Raw genomic sequence first — 22,347 nt, forward strand, 5'->3', positions numbered from 1 at the left:
TGTGGGTAATACCCGCTATGATCTATTATACACCGAACCATTCCTGTTGTAAATAAACAGCATGAGGAACAATTCGGAAAAATAGGAGAAAATCATCGATTGATTGACCTTGCGTCCACCTCCCGATATAATAGAAACCATTATGAAAACTGCACCAAGACCGCCAAGAAAGCTAGGAGTGGAATCGCTTGCATCACCTTCGCCGCCTGAGGCCTCTCGTGCCCGCACTCATCGTCCCTCTGATCCTTTGGGCGACCGTCATCGAAAGTGATGAAGCGCTCTATGCCAAGGCGCCGCTTCGCGCCATAACGGAGACGTCCATGCTGCATCCCTTGTCCTTCTCCCCCATTCTCGTGTGGGAGAAGAACGTCAACGCCACGCACTACGAAATCGAATTCTTCCGCGAACAGCCTGCCATTTGCTATCCCGATACGGCGTCCTCCGAAGCCGTCTGGCGCTCCGATGACGTCTATGCAAGCAGTTACAACCCGCCGCTCTTCCTCTTCGCTGCCGATCTCTTGGGGCGCGCGCCGCTCTATTGGCGCGTGCGCGCCCTCGACTTCGACGGCACGCCCGTGTCGCTTTTCAGTGCCGTCATGACGCTCTACACGAGCGCCGCCGTCGCGCCGAGCGTCATGACCGTGCCTCTTCCCATCGCCTCTTCCGAAATCACGGCGCCTCTTCTCTATCCCGTCTACCATTGGGTGCGCCCCTATCGTGCGCATGCCTTCGAGGTCGCGCTCTACGCAGAAGATCCGACGGAAAACCCCGACGCCGAGCCGATCGACACGATGACGACGCAGCTTTCTGAAATCTACGACCAGAAGCCCCGCATCACCCAAGGATTCTTCTACTGGCGCGTGCGCTCGCTCGACGAGGCGGGCGAACCCGCAAGCGACTGGTCTCCCGTGCTGAAGTTCCGCAACGACCCCAAGGACAACTGGGAAATCGCCATCTTCGGCGACAGTATCAGCCACGGCGGCGGCCATATCTCCTACGGACCCGCCGACCACGAATTCAGCTGGCTCTCCTATCTCGACTTTCCCGCCATCAACCTCTCGATGAGCGGCGATACGAGCGAGACAATGCTCGAACGCTTCGAGGCGGACGTCCTGCCCTTCCATCCGCGCTACCTGCTCATCCTGAACGGCACGAACAGCCTGCGTGCGGGCGTCAGTGCCGCCGAGGTCATCGCCGACCTTGAAGAACTCAAGGCACGCTGCCTCGCAAACGGCATCCGCCCCATCTTCCTCACGCTGCCGCCGATCAACCCCGAGAACATCGCACGCGCCTTTGACGAGCCGACAGCGGATGACTGGCAGACGCAATTCTCCCTCGTCAACGCCTTCCTGCGCACCGAGGTGCACATCGATGTGGCGGCGGCATTCTCCACCCATCCCCTGCTGCCGACGGAACTGGCTCTGGACGGACTGCACGAGGACGTGATCGGAAAGCAGCTCATCGCCCAGACGGTCAACCGCGCCTGGCCGGAAACGAAGCAGCAAGCTGACCGACTTCCCGCGCAGTAGGTTTTGGGGCGTGATGACAATATATTAAGGAGAATATATTGTATTTATCTCTCTTCCGATATAGAATAAGGAGTATAGATTCAAAACACACGGACATGCTCCGTTCCAAAAGAAAGGCGGTCATATTCATGCAGGCAATCGAAATCAAGAAAGGCATCTACTGGGTCGGCGCCATCGACTGGTCGATGCGCAGTTTTCACGGCTACGAGACGGGACGCGGTTCAAGCTACAATGCCTACCTCATCCTCGACGAGAAAATCACGCTGATCGACACGGTGAAAGAACCGTTCCGCGATGAGCTGATTTCACGCATCTCCTCCGTCATCGACCCCGCCAAGATCGACATCATCGTCTCGAACCATGTCGAGCCCGATCACTCGGGTTCTATCCCTGCGATCATGAAGCTTTGCCCCAAGGCGGAAATCTATACGAGCGATCCCAACGGCTTCAAGGGATTGACCGCCCACTACGGCGATCTTCCCTACCACGGCGTCAAGGCGGGTGACACACTGAGCCTCGGCAAGCGCACGCTCACGTTCGTGCCGACGCCCATGCTCCACTGGCCCGACAGCATGGTCACCTACTGCCCCGAAGAGAAGATTCTCTTCTCGAACGACGCTTTCGGTCAGCACCTTGCCGCTTCCAAGCTCTTCGACGATGAAGTGGACTTCGCCGTACTCATGGAAGAGGCGAAGAAATACTATGCGAACATCCTCATGCTCTACGGACGCCAGGCGCAGACGGCCTTGAAAGCGCTCGCAGGGATCGACATCGAGATGATCGCCACAGGACACGGCCGACTCTGGCGCTCCCATATCCCCGACATTCTCGCCGCCTACCAGAAGTGGAGTACGGGCGAGCTGGAAGATAAGGCCGTCGTCGTCTTCGACTCCATGTGGCATTCGACGGAAAAGATGGCGCGCGCCATCGCCGAGGCCTTCGCTGAAAAGGGTCTGCCCACACAGTTCTATGACATCAAGAAGACGCATATGTCCGACATCGTCGTCGACGTCCTTACGAGCCGCTACCTCGCCGTCGGCTCGCCGACCATCAACAATCAGATGATGCCGACCATCGCGGGATTCCTCTGCTACCTCAAGGGACTCGCACCGAAGGGACGCGAAGCCTTCGCCTTCGGCTCTTACGGCTGGGGCGGGCAGAGCATCAAGCTCGTCGAGGACGAACTCAAGGCCGCCGGCTGCAACATCTGCCTCGACATGATCCGCATCGCAAACGTGCCGAGCAAGAAGCAGCTCGATGAAGTCCGCGAGAAGGTCAAGGGAATCGAGATGAAATAACGATACAAAAACGCTGCTGAAAATGCTCAGCAGCGTTTTTCTTTATCCCACATAAAAGCGGCAGGAGTCCGAACTCCTGCCGCTTCAACATAAATCGTATGAAATTCCACCTCTACCGTCCGAGCATCGCAAGCATCGTGCCTGCGGCGACGGCGGTGCCGATGACGCCGGCTACGTTCGGTCCCATGGCGTGCATGAGGAGGAAGTTGCCGGGCCGTGACTTCGCGCCGACGACCTGGCTGACGCGCGCTGCCATCGGCACGGCGGAAACGCCGGCGGAGCCGATCAGCGGATTGACCTTGTGACCCGAAACGACGTACATGATCTTGCCGAAGATGACGCCGCCTGCCGTGCCGCCGATGAAGGCGACGAGTCCGAGCATGATGATGAGCAGCGTGTCGCGCGTGAGGAAGTGCTCCGCCGACATCGTCATGCCCGTACCCGTGGCGAGGAAAATCGTGATGATGTTGCACAGCGAATTCTGCGCCGTATCCGAAAGGCGGTCAGTGACGCCCGATTCACGGAAGAGGTTGCCGAGCATGAGCATGCCCAAAAGCGCTGCAATCGACGGCAGCAGCAAGCTGATGAAGATGGTCGCGACAAGCGGGAAGATGACCTTCTCGAACTTCGTTACGTCACGCAGCTGCTCCATGACGACCTCGCGCTCCTCCTTCGTCGTGAAGAGCTTCATGATGGGCGGCTGAATGAGCGGCACGAGCGACATGTAGGAGTACGCTGCGACAGCGATCGCCCCCAAGAGATTCGGCGCGAGCTTCGTCGCCAAATAGATGGACGTCGGTCCGTCAGCGCCGCCGATGATGCCGATGGCGGCGGATTCCTCGACGGAGAAGCCGAAGACCATGGCGAGACCGAGGGCTACGAAGACGCCGATCTGCGCCGCCGCACCCAAGAGGAGCGTATTCGGATTGGCGATCAGCGGGCCGAAGTCCGTCATCGCACCGATGCCGAGGAAGATCAGCGGCGGAAAGATTTCATAGGTGATGCCGAAGTTGATTGCCTTCATGACGTTCATCTCTTCGGCGAAGAAGCCCGTCTCCGGGAAATTCGCCAAGATACAGCCGAAAGCGATCGGGCCAAGGAGCAACGGCTCGAACTCCTTGGCAAAGGCCAGATAAAGAAGCACGAGTCCGACGAGAATCATGATGCCGTTGCCCATCGTGAAGTGGGAAAAGCCCGATCCTGCCCAGACGGCCTGCAGCGATACGATAAAAGCATTGAGGAATTCCATGATTTTGCCTCCTTTGCATCCGATGGTCTAGCGCAGGGCGCGGCCGGAGTTCTTCCAGCCATCGCGCGCCAGCGGGCGGATCGTGCGGATCGCGCCTGCCGAAAATCCCGCGAGCGTGACGGCCGCCGCAATCGCCGCGACAACCTCCGCCGAAAGGCCTTCCGGCTCGGGAGCGCGCACAGGCTCCGGCGCGGCAATCGGTGCTGCTGCAGGGGCTGCTACGGAAGCCGGGGTTTCCTTCTTGCGCGTCGGATCAACGGCATGGATCAGCCGAATCAGGAGACTCAGCGAGATCAGGACGATGAATACGACGGTCATGTTGATCAGCATGATGATCAAAGGATTCGTTGTTACTGGCTGTGACATACACTCACCTCATTCTTGATAGATGAAAATGCTGCGTCTTGCAAGGAAGTGTATCGTTTCCTTGCTCCTATTATAGATGAATTTTCAAAAAACTTAAAATACATTATACGAATAGCGTCCATAGCCGTCAGCTATTCCCCAATGAGACGATATAATTTTTCGATATAGATCCTCCGAAAGGCAGCTCTTTCCCCAAGCGTCCGCTTGTCGAGCCGCACGGAAAATCCCGCCTTCTGCAAGCGGCTCTTCCACGAAGCGGGCTCATCCCCTGCCAGATCGTGCGTGACATGGCGTCCGCCCGCCAGGAGGAGCGGGGCGAGCAGCACGCGCTTTTTCCCGCTCTTTTCAAGGCGATCGAGCACCATGGCGAAGTTCGGCACATCCGCCTCCTCCAGCACGCCGATGTGTACGGGAAGCCCCTCCTCATCGGCACGCTGCTGCAGCAGCGTGTAGACGGGATTGTGTCTGTGCGGCGAACCGTGGCCAAGGAGCACCGTCGCCTCTCCTTCCTGCGCTGCAAGACCGGAAAGGATCGCAGCCAAACCGTGCGCGATATCATCGTTTTCCGTACCGTCTGCGCGAAAGAATACAGGCTCGCCGACCTTGAGCACGTCGAAGCGCGAAGAGAGCGCTTCCGCTTCCTTGAGGATCTTGTTCTCGTATTCCTCGCCCGGCGTCAGATGCGTCGGCTGCACATAGACTTCACGCACACCCGCCCGGCAAAGTTCCTCCAAGCGTTCCGCCAGAGAAGCCATGTCGATTCCCGCCTCCTGCAGGCGGCGGCGGATGAAGGCGGACGTATACACCTCGACAACCGTGAACTCCGGAAAGGCCTCCGCGATCTCGCGCACGATTGGCACGAGGCTCTTCTCCCGCGCCTCGGACGCACTGACGCCGAAGCTCGTGACGACGATAGCAGGGCGCATCACCCCTGCTCCTTCTTGACGATGTCAGCGATGCGGCGGCAGATCGTCTCAAGCTGCGCCTGGTCAGGGCCTTCCGCCATCACGCGGATCAAAGGCTCCGTTCCCGACGGGCGCACGAGGATGCGGCCATCGCCGCCAAGCTCTTCTTCTCCTGCGCGAATGGCCACAGCAATCGCCTCATTCTCCTCCCAGCCTTCCTTCGAAGCGACGACGACGTTGACGAGAAGCTGCGGATAGCTCTTCATCAGGGCGGAAAGTTCCGACGCCTTACGCCCCGTGCGCTTCAGCGCTGCAAGCACCTGCAGGGCGGTGATGAGTCCGTCGCCCGTCGTGCTGAAGTCAGAAAAGATGATGTGCCCCGACTGTTCGCCGCCGAGACGGTAGCCGTGCTCGCGCATGTTTTCGAGCACATAGCGGTCGCCGACCTGCGTGATCTCCGCACGCCCGCCCGCTTTCTCGATCGCCTTGTGAAAGCCGATGTTTGCCATGACCGTCGTCACGACGGTATTCCCCGCGAGCCTTCCCTTCTCCATCATGTCCTTGGCACACATGACGAGGATGTGGTCGCCGTCGATGACCTCGCCCTTCTCATCCACACACAGGCAGCGGTCAGCATCTCCGTCGTGCGCGATGCCGATGTCCGCGCCATCCGCAAGCACCGTCTTCTGCAGCGATTCAAGATGCGTCGAGCCGCAAGCCTCGTTGATGTTGACGCCGTCCGGTTCTGCATGGATCACATGCACGTCGGCGCCCAGGCGGCGCAGGACGCGCGGCATGCAGTCGTACGCCGCGCCGTTCGCACAGTCGAGCACAATCTTCAAGCCGTTGAGCTGCACGCCTGCCGTGCTCTGCACGAAGTCGATGTACTCGCGCACATATTCCTTGCGGCGCTTGATGCGGCCGATGTTCTCACGCGTCGCACGCGGCAGCTTCTCGCCCGCCTCGATGCGGCGCACGAGGCTTTCGATCTCGTCCTCCACAGCATCGGGCAGTTTGTAGCCATCGCCGCCGAAAAATTTGATGCCGTTGTCGTAGAAGGGATTGTGCGACGCCGAGATGACGATGCCCGCAGCCGCCTTGTGTGTCCTCGCCAGATAGGCGATAGCGGGCGTCGGGCAGACGCCGACGATCTCGACGCGCCCTCCGGCCGAGCAGATGCCCGTCGCGAGAGCGGACTCGAAAAGGTTGCCCGAGATGCGCGTGTCGCGCCCAATGATGATCAAGGGATTTTGCTGCACCTTCTCGCCGAAGTACAGGGCTGCCGCCCAGCCGAGACGATATGCCAACTCCGGGCAGAGCGCCACGTTTGCTTCTCCGCGAACACCGTCCGTACCAAAAAGTCTTGCCATGAAATTCTCTCCTATTCTTCATCGCCCTTGGCGATCTTATTCCATAGACTCCCTTTGCTCCAAGAAAGCGATAGCCGCCTTCATGCCATCGACGGCAGCGCTCATGATGCCGCCCGCGTAGCCCGCACCCTCGCCGATGGGATAAAGCCCCAAAAGACCATGCGCTAGGAAGCTCTCCTTCTCGCGCACGATGCGGCACGGCGCAGAAGAGCGCGTCTCGACGCCCGTCAGAGGCACATCAGATGCGGAAAATCCCTTCATGCGCCCGTCGAAGGCGCGAAGAGCATCCTCGAGCGTATCCGTGACGAAGCGCGGCAGGCACTCGTGCAGATCGACAGGGCGCACGCCGGGCAAATATGTCGGCTGCACGAGGAAGTCTACCGCACCCTTTTGATGTGCAAGAAAGTCACCGACGGACTGCACGGGCGCACGGTAGTCTGCACCCGCAAGCTTGAAGGCGAGGCTCTCGCACTGCCTTTGAAATTCCATTCCTGCGAGCACCCCGATGCCGAAATCCTTCGGGCCAACCTGCACGAGAAGCGCGGCGTTCGCCACGCCCGAATCGCGCTTGTAGCAGCTCATGCCGTTCGTCGCGACGCGGGAAAGCTCGGACGCCGCCGCAACGACCTGCCCGCCCGGGCACATGCAGAAGGAATACGCGCCCCTGCCACGCAACTTGTCCTGATACGTGAGGCTATAGTCGGCGACAGGCAGGCGCACATTCCCAGCATCCTCTCCGTACTGCGCACGATCGATGAATTCTTGGGGATGCTCGATGCGCACGCCCACGGCAAACGCCTTCGCCTCCAGAAAAAGGCCGCGTGAAAGAAGCATCTCGTAGGTGTCGCGCGCCGAATGTCCAATGGCGAAGAAAGCTGCTCCGGCCTCCACGCGCTCCTCGCCGTTGACGATGAGCGCGTGGAGCGCGCCGTCTTTCAGCTCGATGTCTGTCACTTGAGCCAAGAAGCGAATCTCGCCGCCCAGGCGGCGGATCTCTTCACGGATGTTCTTGACGATGCCGCGCAGGAGGTCGGTGCCGACATGCGGCTTGTGCAGATACTTGATCTCTTTTGGTGCGCCGGCCGCCACGAAAGCGTCGAGCACCTCGCTCACGAGAGAATCGCCGATGCGCGTCGTCAGCTTGCCGTCAGAAAACGTCCCCGCGCCGCCTTCACCGAATTGGACGTTGGAACGCACGTCAAGCGTTCCCTTCTGCCAGAAGCGCTCGATTGCCGCATGACGCGCCTCGACGTCATAGCCGCGCTCTAGGATGAGTGGTGAAAGCCCCGTGCGTGCGAGCGTCAGCGCGGCAAACATGCCGGCAGGGCCGAAGCCCACGACGACAGGACGCGCCTCGCCCGGTGCGAGCGGGGAAAAGCGTGCAAGGTCGAGCTTTTCCTCCTTTTCAGCAAGCGCAACATGACGGTCGCGCCGCAAGCGCGACAAAAGCTTTTTCTCACTGCCCTGGATGCGCACATCGAGCGTATAGAGGAAGGCGAGCGGCGCTCCACGGTAGCGTCGCGCATCGAGTGCCCTGCGCACGATGCGCACTGCAAGAATATCGTCTGGAGAAATACCCAAACGCTCAGCGGCAAGAGCTGCAAGCGGGCGTTCGTCGCTCAAGGGGACAGCATAGCTGCTGATTCGGATCATGGCGCGTCCGCTCCCTTTGCCTGTGCCTTCGGTTTCAGCTCGACCGTGACCGTGACCTCTCGATTGGAAATCGCAACACCATTGGGTATGGCAAGATGTACTATCTTCTTGCCGCTCTCCTTCATGTCCGAGATGACGATCTTCTCCGTGTCGATGCTCGCCACCTTGCTGATGAGCGCGGCCTCGCCTGCGATCTCGATCTTCGCCGGCTCAACTTGCACCTCGCCCAGAGTGAATCCCTCGGGCAGAGCATCGTCAAGGACGGGGCGAACACTGACGATCTTGCGCGTCAGCCCGCGCGCAAGCTGTACGGAAACCTCAACCGTACGCGCGAGAAGATCCACATCGTCGACTGCCTTGCCGTCGCTGTTGATCGGCGTCAACGGCACCTGCAAGGTGAAGTCGTCACGATTTCCCGAAAGGCCGACGTAGCCGATGACGCGGTCGACCTCCGCCACGCGCGACTCGGGGCCCTCGATGACCGTGGTGTTCGCCGACTGCGAAATCTTGCCCACGGTGTAGCCAGCAGACGCCGAACCTGTGACAATGAGATCGATGCGAACCGCTCGCCGCACGATCTTGTCCAAGGTGACCGAAACGGTCTCCGGCTGCGCGTCGACGAGTTCGAATCCCTGCGGCAAAACGGCCTTGACTTTAACCTCGTGCTCGCCTGAATCAAGTCCGTCAAGATCAGCGTAAGCCTTGAATCCTTCCGGCTCTGCTGAAACAAAGAAGGAGCGCGCGCCGCGCACCTTGAGTTTCACACTTTTCTCCGACTGCGTGATCTTGTATCCCTCAGGCGCATTGCGCAGCTCAACGGCAACAGTGAAGCTGCCCTCGATCTGCGGATTTTGCTCGTTCATGACGAAAAGCCAGAGCACGACGGCGACAACAAGGGCGATGATTTTTGCCGGGAGGTTGCGCTGGACGAGCGCACGCAATCGTGTCATCATTTCCCCTTCCTCCAATTCAACACCATGTCCTTGATGCCTGTCGTCTTGGGCGTGAAGATAGGACGCAAGTAGGATTTCAGGTGTTCCGAACTCAGGCGGCGCACGATCCTGCCGTTCTCCGCGACGGAGACCGTACCTGTCTCCTCACTAACGACAACGATGAGGGCATCACACTGCTCAGAAAGGCCGATGGCAGCGCGATGGCGCGTGCCAAGTTCCGTGCTCAGCGTGCGATTTTCTGTCAAGGGCAGAAGGCATCCCGCCGCGATCAGGCGCTTGCCGCGTATGACGGCGGCACCGTCGTGCAAAGGTGTATTCGGGATGAAGACGTTCATGAGAAAGTCTGCCGTGATGAGACCGTCGATCTGGACGCCCGTAGCGCTGATGTCGTTAAGTCCCATCTCGCGTTCAAAGACGAGCAAGGCGCCAATCTTACGCGAAGACAGGAGCATCACCGCCTTATCAAGCTCATTGACGAGTGAGCGCGCCTCACTGTCATCGAGAAAAAGTGATTTGCCGAAGAAGCGTCCCTGTCCCAGATGCTCAAGCGTACGGCGAAGTTCCGGCTGAAATACAATGGGAAGCGCGACGAAGAGCAAGGTCAGCGTCTGCTGCAAGAGCCAGTAGATGACGTGCAGCGACAGCCAGTTGCAGACAATCGTGAGCCCCAGGAGCACGAGCAGCCCCTTCACCAATGTGATGGCGCGCGTATCCTGCAGCATCACATAGAGTTTGTAAAGAATCAATGCCACGATTAGGATGTCAAGAACGTCCAACAAGCTGATCGTCGACAAGATTCCTTGAAAGTGAATCGGAATATGGAACGGCATAAACAAAACCCCTAGAAAAGCATCCCATCATAGTTGAACATAAAACCTATTTCTTCTCGTGTGCAGGGAAATCCTTTCGAGAAAACGAATTTGCCCAAAAGACCCATTTCAAACCAAGGTGCACAGTGCACACGGTAGATTCTCCAAAATATCGGAGGCGATGAGTCCATAGCCCTTCTCCTTCGCCGCCAGATCTCCGGCAAGACCATGGATGTAGACACCTGCGAGCGGCGCAAGCCCCGCCGCCGTCTGCTTCATAAGCCCGGCAATCGCACCTGCAAGCACATCACCCGCACCTGCCGTCGCCATACCCGAATTGCCCTTCGACGTGAGGAAGACCTGTCCGTCGGGATAGACGATGATCGTGCATTCGCTCTTGACGACGAACACGGCATGATACTCGCGTGCGGCTTCACGAGTCATGTCAAGAAGCGACGTGCGCAGATCGCTGACAGCGAGTCCCAAAAGGTGTGCCATCTCGCCGAGATGCGGCGTCAAGATCGGCACGAATGCGAAACCCTTGAACGCGTCCGTCTTGCCGCAAAATGCGTAAATGGCATCGGCATCCAGAATCAAAGGCTTCTTGACGGCGGCGCAGAAATCCTGCACGAACTTCTGCGTCTCCTGCGCCCTGCCAAGCCCCGGACCGATCAGCACGGCATCGAAGCCTTCCGCCAGCGCCAGCGCCTCGCCGAGCGCCGCGATGTCAATCGCACCCTCGTCCGTCTCGGGAAGAGGTTTCGTCATGACCTCGGTCAATTTTCCCGCCATCATCTCCTGAAGACTTCTCGGCAAAGCCAACACAGCAACGCCCGCGCCGCTTCTGAGAACGGCAGAAGCGGCAAGCGCCGCCGCGCCTGTCATGCCGCGCGAACCCGCAATGACGAGGATGCGTCCGCAAGAACCCTTGTGCGCATCGAGCGGACGCGGCAGCAGGACCGGCGCTACCGTCACATCATCAAGGTAGGTCTGGCGGATCGTATCGTCTTCGAGCAAGACTTTCGGTATGCCGATGTCATCGACGAGCAGTTTTCCCGTCGCCGTTTCGCCGGCGCCAATCATATGCCCGAACTTCGGCAGCCCGAAGGTCACAGTGAGATCCGCGCGAATCGCCTCGGGAGAAGCGTTCCCCGTATCTGCCTCGACACCCGTCGGAATGTCGACGGCGATGACCGGCTTGCCGTGACCATTGACCATGCGCACGACACGCGCGGCCGCGTCGCGCAGATTGCCCTTGAATCCCGTGCCCAGGATGCCGTCGACAACTCCATCGACGAAGCGCAAAGTCACTTGCAGTTTGTCCCAATCGCGCTCCGTTTCGAGAACATGTACGACGACGCCCATCTTGATGATGATGTCACGGTTGAGCGCCGCACTCTTCGTCAGATGCGCAGGACTGCCCACGAGGAATATGCTGATCTGCGCACCATGGTTCATCAGATGCCGCGCAGCGACGAAAGCATCGCCGCCATTGTTGCCGCTTCCCGCGAGCACACAGATCCGCTTGCCCGAAACGCCGTCTAGGTATTCCTCAAAAGCAGCGGCGACTTCGCGTCCCGCATTCTCCATCAGCAGAATCTCCGGTACGCCGTATTCCTCGATAGCTCTTTTATCGATCTTCTTCATCTCATCTGCCAAAGCGATCTTCATGCTTCTCCCCCTCCAGAATACATTGTGCGACGGCATATTCCTTGGCGTGACTCAAGGAAAGATGTATGCGGCGCACGCCCCTCTCCTCTGCGAGCGTCGCAAAGAACCCGAAAAGATGTACCTCGGGTGCGCCGAGCGCATCGGGCACGATCTCAACATCCAACAGCGTTCCTCGGCGCAATCCCGTACCAAACGCCTTCAAGACGGCCTCCTTACCAGCCCAGCGCGCTGCATACGACGCCGCACGACCCGCACCGCGTCCATCACAGTAAGCTCGTTCCGCCTGCGTGAAAACGCGTGCAAGGAATGCCTCTCTCCCCATCGCTTTTTTCATACGCTCGATCTCGATGATGTCCGTGCCGACTCCCAAAACCATCGCATCACCCCAGCTCACAATCCCCGCCCATCGCCAAACTGCACGGCGAGTCAGACGTTCCACAAGAAAAGCCGGCTTTATGCGGAAAGAGATAAAGCCGGCTTTCATCCACTATTCTACTGTTCCTGCCGCGCAGGTGCAGGCGCCTGCGGCTGCTCCACATTGCCGGGCGCCGTCGGGCGCATCGGCGTGATGACGGGATTCATGCCGCCGCCCGAAAGGTTGGGCGAAATGTCGGGCAGTTCAGGTTTTGCCGTCAGTGTTTCCGTCGATGAACTGTCGGGATTGAACTGGTACGTCCTGGCAATCAGAACCTCGACGCGACGGTTCTGTGACCTGCCCTCGTCCGTCTTGTTATCCGCGATCGGACGATATTCGCTATAGCCGATGGAACTGAAGCGTGCCGGATTGAGCGACGCATTGCTCGCAAAAAGGAATTTCATGAAATTCAGGGCGCGCTGTGAACTCAGTTCCCAGTTCGACGGGTAGCGCGCCGTAGAAATCGGCACATTATCCGTATGCCCCGAGATGACGACGCGCTCGGGAATCTTCGCGAGAAGGCCTGCGACGACAGGGCCGATCTTCTGCGCCTCACCTACGAGTTCCGCCGAGCCCGAGGGGAAAAGCGCCTTTTCCTTGATGCGGATCATCAAGCCGTCATCGGTCATCGTCGTGTTCAGCTCACCTTGCAGGCCGTTCTGCTTGATGTAATTATCAAGTTCCTTCTGCACCTCTTCCAAAGCCTTCGCTTCTTGAATGTAGGCGCTGTTACCCTTGTCTTCCGTCGCCATGCGTTCAGCATGGCGGCTTTCGCTCGGCCCCATCTGACTGAAGAACGAAGGCCCGCCCGTATTGAAAGCCGCTGTGAACGCCTGCGCCATCTGCGCCATCTTGGCCGAGTCCGTAGCGGACATGGCATAGAGGGCGATGAACGTGGCAAGGAGCAGCGTCATGAGGTCGGAGTAAGGCAGAAGCCAAGCCTCGCCCGCTTCTTCTTCATGCGGTGCATGCCGCTTCTTTCTTGCCATGCCTTACGCCTCCTTCTTCAGTAGATCGCGCTCCGACTGCGGAATGAAGACCATGAGCTTCGCCTCGATGGCCGTCGGTGAATCACCTGCCTGTAGAGACAGGATGCCCTCGACGATCATTCGCTTCTGACCTATCTCAGAATCTGACATGATCTTGAGTTTATTTGCCCACGGAAGCCAGAGAACGTACGCCGTATAGATACCGAGGATCGTAGCGACAAACGCGGCCGCGATGGCGTGACCGACGACGTTAACATCCGACAGGTTGCTCAGAGCTGCGATCAGACCGATAACGGCACCAAGAACACCGAGCGTAGGCGCGTAGGTACCGGCCTGCATGAGCATCAGACGCCCCAGGGAGTGACGCTCCTGCATGACAGAAATCTCAGCGTCGAGAACGTCGCTGACAAAGTCCGGATCCATGCCGTCGATGACCATGCTAAGCCCCGTTTTGAAGAACGGATCGGAGATGTCCTCGACGCGGCTCTCCAGTGCCAAGATACCTTCACGACGCGCAATCTGCGAAAGCTCGATAAAAAGCTGCAGAAGCTCACCCTTCTGATGCGAAGGCGGCGCCTGGAAAGTCATCTTGATCAACTTCGGCAGCATCTTCATCTCATCCATGCGGAAAGCCGTGAAAAGACAGGCAAACGTGCCGAGGATGATGATCATGAATGCCGCCGGATTGTTCAATGAACTGATTGGCGCGCCCTTCAGAACCATACCGCCGAAAATGGCGATGAGTCCCGACAACAGTCCGATTAGCGTTGATTTTTCCAAAAAAATCCCCCTCTTCCCTAATGGCAGAGACGCAGGGCGTCTCCTGCAACGCCGTCTGCCCACTTGCATCCAGCACCCGCAAACGATGCAGATGATTTTTGCGGCGTCTTCATCCTTGCTTGCGACCGACGGAATACGTCGGATAGAGCATCTTGGCTGCCCTTCCTCTCGCACGAAGCCCGCTCGACCTGTGCAGGTCATGACCGTCAAAACTTCATGGCAAAAGTGCAGAGCACAATCCACTGCTTAATATATATCGAAATAAATGCAAAAAAAATTCATGACTGGCTAAAGGACTTTGCCACTATTTTTCTTTGAACTTCCATCCTCGCGAATCTCAAGCCGGTACTTTAGGAAATGCTGATAAATGAAGTCGTCCAGAGGTATGAAGACGCGGGACAGAATTTATCAGTGATTCCTTTACAGTGTACACTAGATTGGTGTCGCTGTAAAGGAACATTTTCAAAAAAATTACATCTGTTTTTAATCATAAAAAATAAATTTTTCTTATTGTATCATAGATGATTTTGAAGTATGATAGATTTAACGAAAATAATTCATTTTTATGGACGACAGGGAATGGGTGGCGATCAAGCATGGAACTAAGACAACTCGAATACTTTCAAATGGCAAGCCGACTGAAAAACATCACGCGCGCCGCTGAAAGGCTTCGCGTATCACAGCCGAACATCACCGTCGCGATCAAGAAGCTTGAGGCGGAACTTGGCATCCAGCTCTTTGACCGCAGTCAGAAGCAGCTGTCTCTGACGCCCGAGGGCGCTGTATTTCTGACCCGCATTGAGCTTGCGCTGCGCAATATCCAGGACGCCGTGCTCGAAGTCAACGATTACAAACAGCTGCAGAAAGGCACGATCAAGATCGGCATCCCGTCGATGATCGGCGCCTACCTCTTCCCCAAGATTTTCTCCAGCTTCCAAAAGAAATACTCGCATCTCGACGTCTATCTCTACGAAGAAGGCTCGATGCGCATCCGCGAGCAGCTCGAGCGCGATGAGCTGGACTTTGGCATCGTCATCCTCTCCAATGCAGCGGCGAGCCTACAGACGCTTCCCATGGCGAAGAGCCAGATCGTCGCGTGCCTGCCCGAGCAGCACCCACTTGCCAAAAAAAAGGCCGTCTCCCTGCACGACATCGAAGACGTGAACCTCATCATGCTCAAGGACGGTTCCTTCCTGCGAAAGCTCCTGCTCGACACCTTCAAGCAGGAAAGCATCACGCCCGACATCGTGCTCGAATCGAATCAGATCGAGACCATCAAGGGGCTGATCGCGAGCGGTGCAGGCATCGCCTTCCTGCTCGACTTCATCGTCGAGGAAACGCCCGGGATCGTGACGCTGCCCTTTGACAAGCCCGTCTTCGTCGATGTCGGGCTTGCCTGGAAGAAGGATCGTTACGTTTCCAAGGCCGCGCAGGCTTTCATCGACTTCTGCCAGAACACGCTGAAAAAAGAAAAATGATGTGCTTTCAGACGGCCGCTCCGAAGAGGGCGGTCTTTTTTTCAAAAATTTTATGGGAATTTACGGGAAATGTGCTACAATGGTAGCCGTAAACTCTGACGGACTCGAACTGTATCCGCCCACCTTGCATGAAGCAACAGGAGGAATCACCATGGCTTACATCAACGAAAACTATCTGAAACTCGCCGGCAGCTATCTCTTCCGCGAGATCGCACACCGCGTCGCTGACTATAAGGAAAAGAATCCCGCAGCCGACGTCATCTCGCTCGGCATCGGCGACGTGACGCAGCCCCTGCCGCCCGCCTGCATCGCCGCCATGCACAAGGCGGTCGACGAGATGGCTGCAGCCGAGACCTTCCGCGGCTACGGGCCCGAGCAGGGCTACGGCTTCCTCATCGAGAAAATCATAGAAAACAACTTCCCGGGACTCGGCATCGAGCCGGACGAGGTGTTTATTTCCGACGGCGCCAAGAGCGACTGCGGCAACATCCAGGAAATCTTCAGCGAAAAGGCGAAAATCGCCATCACCGACCCCGTCTACCCCGTCTACCTCGACACGAATGTCATGGCGGGACGCACGGGCGCACTGCAGAAAAACGGACACTTCTCGGGCGTGGTCTACCTGCCCTGCACGGCGGAGAACGGCTTCCTGCCCGAGCTGCCCACGGAGCATGTCGACATCATCTATCTTTGCTCACCGAACAACCCGACGGGCATGGCGATGACGCGCGAGTCTCTCTCCCGATGGGTCGCCTACGCGCGAGAGAACGAGTCCGTCATTCTCTTCGATGCCGCTTATCAGGCCTTCATCACCGAGGACGATTTGCCGCACTCCATCTTCGAGATTGAGGGCGCGAAGGACGTTGCCATCGAATTTCGCTCCTTCTCGAAGACAGCGGGCTTCACGGGCACGCGCTGCGGCTACATCGTGCTGCCGAAGAGCGTGCAGGGCAGGAGCGCCGACGGCACGAAGAAGAGCCTCAACCCGCTCTGGAATCGCCGCCACACGACGAAGTACAACGGCACATCCTACATCATCCAGCGCGGCGCAGAGGCCATATTCACGCCCGAAGGGAAGCGAGAGACGGCGGCTGCCATCTCCTACTACCTTGAAAACGCCCGCCTCATCCGCGAAGGCCTCGAATCCATCGGCCTTGAGGCATACGGCGGCGTAAACGCGCCCTACATCTGGCTCAAGACGCCGCACGGACTTTCCTCGTGGGACTTCTTCGACCGACTTCTCACAGGCGCGAATATCGTCGGCACGCCGGGCGCAGGCTTCGGCCCATGCGGCGAAGGATATTTCCGCCTCACGGCTTTCGGCGACCGAGAGAATACGAAGCGAGCAGTCGAGCGCATCAAGCAAAAGCTGACCTTCTGACGAGAGGAGAAAGACATGCTCAAACCCCGCCTGCACGAACTCTGCATCTGCCGTCCCATATTGGAGGATGCGCTCATCGGAAAGTTCCTGCGCTTTCTGGAAAATCCTGAGAACACTTCGCACGCTTACGATTTCACCGCAGGGCTCATCGAGAAGGCGGAATTGCTCGGCCTTTTCGGAAATATCCTGCGCTCCTATTTTCTCCATGTGCTCGCTCATGTGGAAAACACCTTCGCATGCACGGTGGAACAATCTTCCGGCAATGTCGGCAAAAGTCTTCGTCTCGCCTTCGTGCGCGATATGGAAATCCTCGCCGACGTCTTTCACGAGCCGCCGAGCGCCATGCTGCCATGCGACCTCCTTGACAACTACGAACCGACGAAGCGCTGCACGAGCGAAGCGTCCTCCTTCCTCCACGAACGCATGGCATCTGCGGCATCGGCAGAGGAAGTCTCAGACGCCTTCCTCGATTTTTACCGGCGTTACGGCTGCGGCGAGATTTCGAGCTGCAAGGCGTTCTCTTGGAACGACAAGGAGCACAAGCTTCAAGGCGTCGAGCACTTCGAAGCGCTCCCTCTCACTGACGTCATCGGTTACGACCGCCAGAAGAAGCAGCTGACAGACAATACGGAAGCCTTCCTTGAAGGGCGTCCTGCCAACAACGTCCTTTTGATCGGCGCGCGCGGCACGGGCAAGTCCTCCTCCGTCAAGGCTCTCGCTCACGAATACTATGGTCGCGGTCTTCGGCTCGTGCAGCTCACGAAATCGCAGCTCGGCGAACTGCCGCGCATTCTCGCGGCGCTTCGCCGATTTCCCTCCAAGCGCTTCATTCTCTTCCTCGACGACCTCTCGTTCGAGGCATTTGAGACGGAGTACAAGTATCTGAAATCCGCCATCGAAGGCGGTGTCGAGGCGCGTCCCCAAAACGTACTCATCTACGCGACATCCAACCGCCGCCACCTCATCAAGGAAAGCTGGCGCGACCGCGATCAGGCGCAGGACGAACTCTATCGTCAGGACAGCGTGAACGAGACAGTCTCCCTTTCCGACCGCTTCGGTCTCATCATCACCTTCCTCGCCCCCAACCAAGAGCAATATCATGCCATCATCGCCCACTACCTTGAAAAAGAGGGCGTCCGCCTCGCCCCCGAGGAGCTTCGCATCCTCGCGCATCGCTGGGAGCTTGAGCACTCCGGACGCAGCGGCCGCACGGCGCAGCAATTCGTCGTGCACTATCTAGGACAAATGCGGAAATGAAGAATCCCCTTCGCCTCTCTCAAAAGAGTCGCGAAGGGGATTTTTTCCTGCGGGGCGCACGGAGCAATGCTCCATAGCCTCGGCTTTATCTGCGATCGTAAGTGCAGTAGCCGTTCTCGTCACAGTAGGGGCCGCTCTGTTCGCTGTCGCGATAGTATCTGCTGCCGCAGCAATTATAGCGCTGCACGCCTGCCGTATCTTTCGCCGATGACATCGAAGCCGCAAAAACAGGAGCCGCACTCACCGCAAGCATAGCCAGAAGGGCGGCGCAAAGCATCTTCTTCATGGAATCACCTCCTATTGCCATTATACCATGAAAACATCTTCATTACAAGGGAAGCCACGATGCGCGACAAAACGGGACAGCCTTGCAGCTGTCCCGTTTTGTATATGTATCCTTTTCAGATTCCCGCAGCTTTCTTCAAGGCGTCCGCCTTGTCCGTCTTCTCCCACGGCAGATCGGCATCGGTGCGGCCGAAGTGGCCGTAGGCCGCCGTCTGCTCGTAAATCGGGCGGCGCAGGTCGAGGTTGCTGATGATCGAGGCCGGACGCAGATCGAAGTTCTCGTGCACAAGCTTTTCGATCAGAGCTTCGTCCACTTTGTTCGTGCCGAACGTATCGACCATGATCGATACGGGACGCGCGACGCCGATGGCGTAGGCGAGCTGGATCTCGCAGCGATCGGCGAGTCCTGCGGCGACGACATTCTTCGCCACATAGCGCGCGGCGTAGGCAGCGGAGCGGTCGACCTTCGTGGGATCCTTGCCCGAGAAGGCACCGCCGCCGTGACGTGCCATGCCGCCGTAGGTATCGACGATGATCTTGCGGCCCGTGAGGCCCGAGTCGCCCTGCGGGCCGCCGATGACGAACTTGCCTGTCGGGTTCACGAAATACTTCGTGTCTGCCGTCAGAAGTTCTGCCGGAATGATGACCTTGATGACCTTTTCAATCATATCCTTGCGGATCGTCGCCAGATCGACTTCCGGATCGTGCTGCGTGGAGATGACGACGGTATCGACGGCGACGGGCTTGCCGTCCTCATAGCGCACCGTTACCTGCGTCTTGCCGTCGGGGCGCAGGTAGCCGAGTTCGCCGTTCTTACGCACCTCTGCAAGGCGACGTGCCAGACGATGTGCGAGTGCAATCGGCAGCGGCATGAGCTCAGGCGTCTCGTTCGCCGCATAGCCGAACATCATGCCCTGATCGCCCGCGCCGATGGAGTCGGCGACATCGGACTCACCCTCCTTCGCCTCAAGCGCCTTGTCAACGCCGAGTGCGATGTCGGCAGACTGCTCATCGAGCGATACGAGAATGCCGCACGTCGCTGCATCGAAGCCATACTTCGCACGCGTGTAGCCGATCTTCTCCACAGTCTTGCGGATGATGTGTGGGATGTCGATGTAGCACGAAGTCGAGATCTCGCCGACGACATGCACCTGCCCCGTCGTCACCAATGTCTCGCACGCCACGCGCCCCTGCGGATCTTTTGCGAGGATCGCATCGAGAATGGCGTCAGAAATCTGATCGGCCATCTTGTCGGGATGACCTTCCGTCACCGACTCGGAAGTGAACAACATCGTTTTGCTCATGGTATGCTCCATTCCGCCGCTGCCGCCTGCGGCAAATATCTGAAAAACAAGGTGCGACCTTCCCTGTCCGGCGGCCTCAAAGCGCCGCTTTCATGAAATCGTCCGCGAAACGTCTTCAGCAGAAGCCGATTCGCAGCATACATCATCCATCAAAAAAGACTCTCTTCCTACGAAAAGAGAGTCTTCCTTCGCTCCCATCTCATAGGCAATACCTATAGGAATTGGCACCTTTTTGGCCTACGCCAACGGTTGCCGCAGTTTCATAGGGCCAGTCCCTCCACTGCTCTTGATGAGTGATATTCGATTCGGCTTTATTATACGAGAAAACATTTCAATTGTCAACTATTTTTGTAGGGATTCGATGCGGTCGAGGAGAACCTCTGCCACCTTCTGCTTGCTCATCAAAGGAACTTCCTCGACGGAGCCGTCACGCGCCACGATCTTCACGAGATTCGTCTCCGTATTGAATCCCGCGTCGGGGCACGTCACATCGTTCGCCACGATGAGGTCAAGATTCTTCTTTTGGAGCTTCGCCTTCGCATAGTCGAGGAGATTCTGCGTCTCTGCCGCAAACCCCACAAGGATCTGCTTCTCCTTTTTTCGGCCGCCCAGTTCCAGCAAAATATCGGGATTCTTCTCCAAGACAAGCGTGAGTTCAGCGTCGTTCTTCTTGATCTTCTGCGCTTGCCGCGTCTTCGGGCGATAGTCGGCGACGGCGGCCGCCTTGATGACGATCGCAGCGTCCTCGGCTTCCTGCAGCACGGCATCGCGCATGGCGAGCGCCGATTCCGTACGCAGGACGCGCACACCGTCGGGATCGGCGAGCGCGACGGTGCCGCCCGCGACAAGCACGACGTCAGCGCCGCGCCGCGCCGCCTCCTGCGCGATGGCATAGCCCATCTTGCCGCTCGAACGATTGCCGATGAAACGCACGGGATCGATGGCTTCAAGCGTGCCGCCCGCCGTCACGAGCACTTTCTTGCCGGCGAGCGTCTTGCCGCGCGCGCCCGCTTCTTCCAGCTCGCGCACGATGTCCTGAGGCTCAGGCAGACGCCCGACGCCCGAGACGCCACAAGCCAAGTATCCCGCTGCCGGCTCGATCTTATGCCAGCCACGCGCTTGGAGCTTTGCCATATTTTCCTGCGTCACGGGATTTTCATACATCGCGCTGTTCATCGCCGGAGCGAAGAAGATCGGCGATGTGACAGCAAGCAGCGTCGTCGTCAGCATGTCGTCGGCTATGCCCGCCGCCGCCTTGGCAATGATGTTCGCCGTAGCGGGCGCGATGAGCACAAGATCCGCCAGACGCGCCAGAGCGATATGTTCGACGTTCCAATGCGCAGGCTCTTCCCACATGTCGAGCGACACGGGCTGTCCCGTAATCTCGCGAAATGTCAGCGGCGTGACAAAATGGGCGGCCTCTTTCGTCATGACGACGTGAACCTCCGCCCCTTTCTTGCGCAGGCGGCTCGCAATCTCCACCGCCTTGTAGGCGGCGATGCCGCCCGTGACGCCTAAAAGGATCTTCCTGCCCGCAAGAACCATTACTTTATGCCGCCTTTGCTGCGTCGATAAAGGATGTCGCCTTCAGAAATCTCCTCCAGAGCAATCGTCACATCTTTCGAGGACTTCGCCACCACCTTCGGCTCATCGCCGCTCAAAAGCTGACGCGCACGCTTCGCCGCCAAGACGACGAGCGTGTAGCGGCTGTCGACTACCTCCAAGAGTTTGTTGATCGAAGGATCTGCCATGCTCATATCGGATCTTCCCTTCCCTTTTCTATTTCGTCAAAAAGCTCTCCATTGCGTGCGACAAGGCGCCTCTCCGCCGCAAGGATGGCGCAGACGGCATCGACCGCGCCATCGACCTCGTCGTTCGTGACGACGTACTTGTAGCACTTTCCCGCTTCAATCTCATCGATCGCCGCAGCGAGGCGCTTCTGCAAGACGTCCTCCGTCTCCGTATCGCGCCCGCGGATGCGCCTTTCCAGCTCGGCGAGCGACGGCGGCAAGATGAAGATGTAGACGCCCTCAGGAAACTTCTCGCGCACCTTCATCGCGCCCTGCGTGTCGATCTCAAGCAAGATGTCCTCGCCCGCCGCGAGCTTTTCCTCCACCTTTTTCAATGGCGTTCCGTAATAATTGTCGTAGACCCTTGCCCATTCGAGCAATTCGTCCTTTTCGATCATTTTCTCGAACGCCTCGACCGAGAGGAAATAGTAGCTCTCGCCGTCGACCTCGCCCGCACGCGGCTTTCGCGTCGTAGCGGAAACGGAGTAGGCAAGCGGCGTCTTTTCCAAGAGCGCCTGACAGATCGTGCCCTTGCCCGCACCCGACGGGCCGGAAACGACGACCAAAAGTCCTTTTCTCATTTTCCGTCCTCTCTTCCTTTCGTTTCCGGAGTGTCTGACTCAAGAACGCGATGCGCCACGGTCTCCGGCTGCACGGCAGAAAGAATCACATGATCACTGTCCATGATGGCAACGGCACGCGTCCGTCTGCCGTAAGTGGCGTCAATGAGCCTGCCGCCGTCGCGCGCCTCCTGAATGATGCGCTTGATTGGCGCCGATTCAGGGCTGACGATCGCCACGACGCGGTTCGCCGAAACGATGTTGCCAAACCCGATATTGATGAGCTTGATGTCCATATTGACCCC

The 22,347-nt window shown here is 58.2% G+C and carries 22 protein-coding genes and 1 riboswitch; of the genes, 5 read left to right on the forward strand and 17 right to left on the reverse strand.

What is annotated here, in order from left to right; genetic code table 11:
- The first annotated feature begins 188 nt into the window (after positions 1-188).
- Together QZ177_RS03490 and QZ177_RS03495 are read left to right on the forward strand one after the other, a co-directional pair.
- Positions 189-1,529 carry a GDSL-type esterase/lipase family protein gene (locus QZ177_RS03490; protein WP_294175541.1) on the forward strand — a complete coding sequence of 447 codons (1,341 nt, stop codon included), beginning with the start codon at positions 189-191 and terminating at the stop codon, positions 1,527-1,529.
- A 128-nt stretch (positions 1,530-1,657) separates the two neighbouring features.
- On the forward strand, positions 1,658-2,827 hold the full coding sequence (locus QZ177_RS03495; RefSeq protein WP_294175542.1) for an FprA family A-type flavoprotein: 1,170 nt from the start codon (positions 1,658-1,660) through the stop codon (positions 2,825-2,827).
- Positions 2,828-2,939: 112 nt separating this feature from the next.
- Here QZ177_RS03495 and QZ177_RS03500 read toward each other — a convergent pair whose 3' ends face one another.
- The 11 genes from QZ177_RS03500 to motA form a co-directional block, all read right to left on the reverse strand.
- The gene (locus QZ177_RS03500; protein WP_294175543.1) at positions 2,940-4,076 is read right to left on the reverse strand and encodes a sodium ion-translocating decarboxylase subunit beta; all 1,137 of its coding nucleotides are present in this window, start codon (positions 4,074-4,076) and stop codon (positions 2,940-2,942) included.
- 27 nt (positions 4,077-4,103) lie between these two features.
- The gene (locus QZ177_RS03505) at positions 4,104-4,442 is read right to left on the reverse strand and encodes an OadG family transporter subunit (protein ID WP_294175544.1); all 339 of its coding nucleotides are present in this window, start codon (positions 4,440-4,442) and stop codon (positions 4,104-4,106) included.
- Between the two features lie 131 nt (positions 4,443-4,573).
- On the reverse strand, positions 4,574-5,368 hold the full coding sequence (locus QZ177_RS03510) for a sirohydrochlorin cobaltochelatase (RefSeq protein ID WP_294175545.1): 795 nt from the start codon (positions 5,366-5,368) through the stop codon (positions 4,574-4,576).
- On the reverse strand, positions 5,368-6,717 hold the full coding sequence (gene glmM / locus QZ177_RS03515) for a phosphoglucosamine mutase (RefSeq protein WP_009647053.1): 1,350 nt from the start codon (positions 6,715-6,717) through the stop codon (positions 5,368-5,370). The genes QZ177_RS03510 and glmM overlap by 1 nt, the downstream gene beginning before the upstream one ends.
- Positions 6,718-6,753: 36 nt before the next feature.
- Entirely contained in the window at positions 6,754-8,370 is a 1,617-nt protein-coding gene (locus QZ177_RS03520) for an FAD-dependent protein (RefSeq protein WP_264918673.1), read from the reverse strand.
- Complete coding sequence (locus QZ177_RS03525; RefSeq protein WP_009647045.1) at positions 8,367-9,323, reverse strand: CdaR family protein; 957 nt, start codon at positions 9,321-9,323, stop codon at positions 8,367-8,369. The genes QZ177_RS03520 and QZ177_RS03525 overlap by 4 nt, the downstream gene beginning before the upstream one ends.
- On the reverse strand, positions 9,320-10,153 hold the full coding sequence (cdaA, locus tag QZ177_RS03530) for a diadenylate cyclase CdaA (protein ID WP_264918672.1): 834 nt from the start codon (positions 10,151-10,153) through the stop codon (positions 9,320-9,322). Before cdaA ends, QZ177_RS03525 begins: the two co-directional genes overlap by 4 nt.
- A 108-nt stretch (positions 10,154-10,261) precedes the next feature.
- Positions 10,262-11,803, reverse strand: a complete 1,542-nt coding sequence (locus tag QZ177_RS03535; RefSeq protein WP_294175546.1) for an NAD(P)H-hydrate dehydratase — start codon at positions 11,801-11,803, stop codon at positions 10,262-10,264.
- On the reverse strand, positions 11,781-12,179 hold the full coding sequence (gene acpS / locus QZ177_RS03540; protein WP_294175614.1) for a holo-ACP synthase: 399 nt from the start codon (positions 12,177-12,179) through the stop codon (positions 11,781-11,783). Before acpS ends, QZ177_RS03535 begins: the two co-directional genes overlap by 23 nt.
- Positions 12,180-12,295: 116 nt before the next feature.
- Positions 12,296-13,207, reverse strand: coding sequence for a flagellar motor protein MotB (locus QZ177_RS03545; protein ID WP_009647057.1), 912 nt, complete (start codon positions 13,205-13,207; stop codon positions 12,296-12,298).
- 3 nt (positions 13,208-13,210) lie between these two features.
- Entirely contained in the window at positions 13,211-13,987 is a 777-nt protein-coding gene (gene motA / locus QZ177_RS03550) for a flagellar motor stator protein MotA (RefSeq protein ID WP_009647037.1), read from the reverse strand.
- Positions 13,988-14,583: 596 nt separating this feature from the next.
- On the opposite strand from motA, the gene QZ177_RS03555 reads away from it, so the two are divergent.
- The 3 genes from QZ177_RS03555 (at position 14,584) to QZ177_RS03565 (ending at position 18,103) form a co-directional block, all read left to right on the forward strand.
- Positions 14,584-15,465 carry a LysR family transcriptional regulator gene (locus tag QZ177_RS03555; protein WP_294175547.1) on the forward strand — a complete coding sequence of 294 codons (882 nt, stop codon included), beginning with the start codon at positions 14,584-14,586 and terminating at the stop codon, positions 15,463-15,465.
- Between the two features lie 151 nt (positions 15,466-15,616).
- Positions 15,617-16,846: an LL-diaminopimelate aminotransferase gene (locus tag QZ177_RS03560; RefSeq protein WP_294175548.1), complete on the forward strand. Its 1,230-nt coding sequence runs from the start codon at positions 15,617-15,619 to the stop codon at positions 16,844-16,846.
- A gap of 15 nt (positions 16,847-16,861) precedes the next feature.
- On the forward strand, positions 16,862-18,103 hold the full coding sequence (locus QZ177_RS03565; RefSeq protein ID WP_294175549.1) for an ATP-binding protein: 1,242 nt from the start codon (positions 16,862-16,864) through the stop codon (positions 18,101-18,103).
- 85 nt (positions 18,104-18,188) lie between these two features.
- On the opposite strand, the gene QZ177_RS03570 is transcribed toward QZ177_RS03565, so the two are convergent.
- The 6 genes from QZ177_RS03570 to remA form a co-directional block, all read right to left on the reverse strand.
- The gene (locus QZ177_RS03570) at positions 18,189-18,389 is read right to left on the reverse strand and encodes a conotoxin LiCr95 (protein WP_264918669.1); all 201 of its coding nucleotides are present in this window, start codon (positions 18,387-18,389) and stop codon (positions 18,189-18,191) included.
- Between the two features lie 115 nt (positions 18,390-18,504).
- The gene (metK, locus tag QZ177_RS03575; RefSeq protein WP_264919881.1) at positions 18,505-19,692 is read right to left on the reverse strand and encodes a methionine adenosyltransferase; all 1,188 of its coding nucleotides are present in this window, start codon (positions 19,690-19,692) and stop codon (positions 18,505-18,507) included.
- A gap of 191 nt (positions 19,693-19,883) precedes the next feature.
- Positions 19,884-19,988: riboswitch (SAM riboswitch) on the reverse strand.
- Positions 19,989-20,034: 46 nt separating this feature from the next.
- Complete coding sequence (coaBC, locus tag QZ177_RS03580; RefSeq protein WP_294175550.1) at positions 20,035-21,237, reverse strand: bifunctional phosphopantothenoylcysteine decarboxylase/phosphopantothenate--cysteine ligase CoaBC; 1,203 nt, start codon at positions 21,235-21,237, stop codon at positions 20,035-20,037.
- Complete coding sequence (gene rpoZ / locus QZ177_RS03585; RefSeq protein ID WP_006191407.1) at positions 21,237-21,449, reverse strand: DNA-directed RNA polymerase subunit omega; 213 nt, start codon at positions 21,447-21,449, stop codon at positions 21,237-21,239. The genes coaBC and rpoZ overlap by 1 nt, the downstream gene beginning before the upstream one ends.
- Complete coding sequence (gene gmk, locus QZ177_RS03590; RefSeq protein WP_294175551.1) at positions 21,446-22,063, reverse strand: guanylate kinase; 618 nt, start codon at positions 22,061-22,063, stop codon at positions 21,446-21,448. The genes rpoZ and gmk overlap by 4 nt, the downstream gene beginning before the upstream one ends.
- Positions 22,060-22,338: an extracellular matrix/biofilm regulator RemA gene (remA, locus tag QZ177_RS03595; protein ID WP_294175552.1), complete on the reverse strand. Its 279-nt coding sequence runs from the start codon at positions 22,336-22,338 to the stop codon at positions 22,060-22,062. The genes gmk and remA overlap by 4 nt, the downstream gene beginning before the upstream one ends.
- Between the last annotated feature and the right edge of the window lie 9 nt (positions 22,339-22,347).

The organism is uncultured Selenomonas sp. (genome assembly GCA_905372355.1).
Classification (GTDB): Bacteria; Bacillota; Negativicutes; order Selenomonadales; family Selenomonadaceae; genus Selenomonas.

What these genes read in the sequence shown, in the direction of transcription:
- QZ177_RS03495 (WP_294175542.1), top strand. Translation starts at nt 1,658, where the DNA reads ATGCAGGCAATCGAAATCAAGAAAGGCATCTACTGGGTCGGCGCCATC.
- QZ177_RS03500 (WP_294175543.1), bottom strand. Translation starts at nt 4,076, where the DNA reads ATGGAATTCCTCAATGCTTTTATCGTATCGCTGCAGGCCGTCTGGGCA.
- QZ177_RS03505 (WP_294175544.1), bottom strand. Translation starts at nt 4,442, where the DNA reads ATGTCACAGCCAGTAACAACGAATCCTTTGATCATCATGCTGATCAAC.
- QZ177_RS03510 (WP_294175545.1), bottom strand. Translation starts at nt 5,368, where the DNA reads ATGCGCCCTGCTATCGTCGTCACGAGCTTCGGCGTCAGTGCGTCCGAG.
- glmM (WP_009647053.1), bottom strand. Translation starts at nt 6,717, where the DNA reads ATGGCAAGACTTTTTGGTACGGACGGTGTTCGCGGAGAAGCAAACGTG.
- QZ177_RS03520 (WP_264918673.1), bottom strand. Translation starts at nt 8,370, where the DNA reads ATGATCCGAATCAGCAGCTATGCTGTCCCCTTGAGCGACGAACGCCCG.
- QZ177_RS03525 (WP_009647045.1), bottom strand. Translation starts at nt 9,323, where the DNA reads ATGATGACACGATTGCGTGCGCTCGTCCAGCGCAACCTCCCGGCAAAA.
- cdaA (WP_264918672.1), bottom strand. Translation starts at nt 10,153, where the DNA reads ATGCCGTTCCATATTCCGATTCACTTTCAAGGAATCTTGTCGACGATC.
- QZ177_RS03535 (WP_294175546.1), bottom strand. Translation starts at nt 11,803, where the DNA reads ATGAAGATCGCTTTGGCAGATGAGATGAAGAAGATCGATAAAAGAGCT.
- acpS (WP_294175614.1), bottom strand. Translation starts at nt 12,179, where the DNA reads ATGGTTTTGGGAGTCGGCACGGACATCATCGAGATCGAGCGTATGAAA.
- QZ177_RS03545 (WP_009647057.1), bottom strand. Translation starts at nt 13,207, where the DNA reads ATGGCAAGAAAGAAGCGGCATGCACCGCATGAAGAAGAAGCGGGCGAG.
- QZ177_RS03555 (WP_294175547.1), top strand. Translation starts at nt 14,584, where the DNA reads ATGGAACTAAGACAACTCGAATACTTTCAAATGGCAAGCCGACTGAAA.
- QZ177_RS03560 (WP_294175548.1), top strand. Translation starts at nt 15,617, where the DNA reads ATGGCTTACATCAACGAAAACTATCTGAAACTCGCCGGCAGCTATCTC.
- QZ177_RS03565 (WP_294175549.1), top strand. Translation starts at nt 16,862, where the DNA reads ATGCTCAAACCCCGCCTGCACGAACTCTGCATCTGCCGTCCCATATTG.
- QZ177_RS03570 (WP_264918669.1), bottom strand. Translation starts at nt 18,389, where the DNA reads ATGAAGAAGATGCTTTGCGCCGCCCTTCTGGCTATGCTTGCGGTGAGT.
- metK (WP_264919881.1), bottom strand. Translation starts at nt 19,692, where the DNA reads ATGAGCAAAACGATGTTGTTCACTTCCGAGTCGGTGACGGAAGGTCAT.
- coaBC (WP_294175550.1), bottom strand. Translation starts at nt 21,237, where the DNA reads ATGGTTCTTGCGGGCAGGAAGATCCTTTTAGGCGTCACGGGCGGCATC.
- rpoZ (WP_006191407.1), bottom strand. Translation starts at nt 21,449, where the DNA reads ATGAGCATGGCAGATCCTTCGATCAACAAACTCTTGGAGGTAGTCGAC.
- gmk (WP_294175551.1), bottom strand. Translation starts at nt 22,063, where the DNA reads ATGAGAAAAGGACTTTTGGTCGTCGTTTCCGGCCCGTCGGGTGCGGGC.
- remA (WP_294175552.1), bottom strand. Translation starts at nt 22,338, where the DNA reads ATGGACATCAAGCTCATCAATATCGGGTTTGGCAACATCGTTTCGGCG.